This is a genomic window from Protofrankia sp. CiP1_Cm_nod3 (assembly GCF_982290655.1).
This window is the reverse complement of sequence record NZ_CEVIVD010000008.1, coordinates 28,226-29,247: the sequence shown is the minus strand read 5'-3', so window position 1 is coordinate 29,247 and position 1,022 is coordinate 28,226. Positions and strand designations below refer to the sequence as shown.

The 1,022-nt window shown below is 72.1% G+C and carries 1 protein-coding gene; it reads left to right on the top strand.

Features of this window, described 5'->3' with window-relative positions; all coding sequences use genetic code 11:
• Nucleotides 1–996: ABC transporter permease (locus tag AC5LUJ_RS03550; RefSeq protein WP_493464456.1), on the top strand; the 996-nt coding region annotated here is incomplete at its 5' end.
• Nucleotides 997–1,022 lie beyond the last annotated feature (26 nt).

Sequence of the window (1,022 nt, the reverse complement as noted above, 5' to 3'; positions counted from 1 at the left end):
CCGGGACGCCCGCGTCGGGCGGGAGGAGGGCAGCGGATGCGACGTTACGTGATCCGGCGTCTCGCGCAGGCGGCCGGCGTGCTGTGGGCGGCCTACACGCTGTCGTTCCTGGTGCTGGACTACCTGCCCGGCGACCCGGTCTCGGCGATGGCCGGCGCCGGGATGGACTCCTCGGCCATCGACCCGGCGCGGCTTGAGGAGCTGAAGGGGCAGTACGGGTTCGACAAGCCGGTGCTGGTGCAGTACGTCGACTACCTGGGCAGTGCGCTGCGCGGCGACTTCGGCGACTCGGTGTCCACCGGCCGGCCGGTGACCTCCGTGATCGCCGACGCGCTGCCGCAGACGCTGCAGCTCACCGGCGCGGCACTGCTGCTCGCGACGCTCCTCGGCGGCGGGCTGGCGCTGGTCGCGACCTACACCTCGCAGCGCTGGCTGCGCCAGGCCCTGCTGTCGCTGCCGTCGCTGGGGGTGTCGATACCGACGTTCTGGGTCGGCCTGATGATCGTCCAGCTGTTCTCCTTCCGGCTGCGGCTGTTCCCGGCCTTCGGCAACGACGGGCTGCGCGGCCTGGTCCTGCCGGCGGTCACCCTGGCGGTCCCCACCGGCGCGATGGTCGCGCAGGTGCTGGCCAAGAGCCTGCTCACCGCGCTGGACGAGCCGTACGTGCAGACGGCCCGGGCCAAGGGCGCCGGACGGGCCCGCGTCCATCTTGGCCATGCGCTGCGCAACGCGTCCCTGCCGGCGCTGACGGTCATCGGCCTGCTGGTCGGGCAGCTGATGGCCAACGCCGTCGTGATCGAGACGGTCTTCGCCCGCAACGGCCTCGGCCGGATCACCGCGGCCGCGGTCTCCGTGCAGGACCTCCCGGTCGTGCAGGGGGTCGTCGTCTTCGGCGCACTGGTCTTCGTGCTGGTCAACCTGGTCGTCGACCTGATCTACCCGTTGTTGGACCCACGGGTCGTGGTAGCCGCCACCGTGCGAAGGAGCCCCGCGTGAGCGTGCGAAGGAGCCCCTCGTGAGCC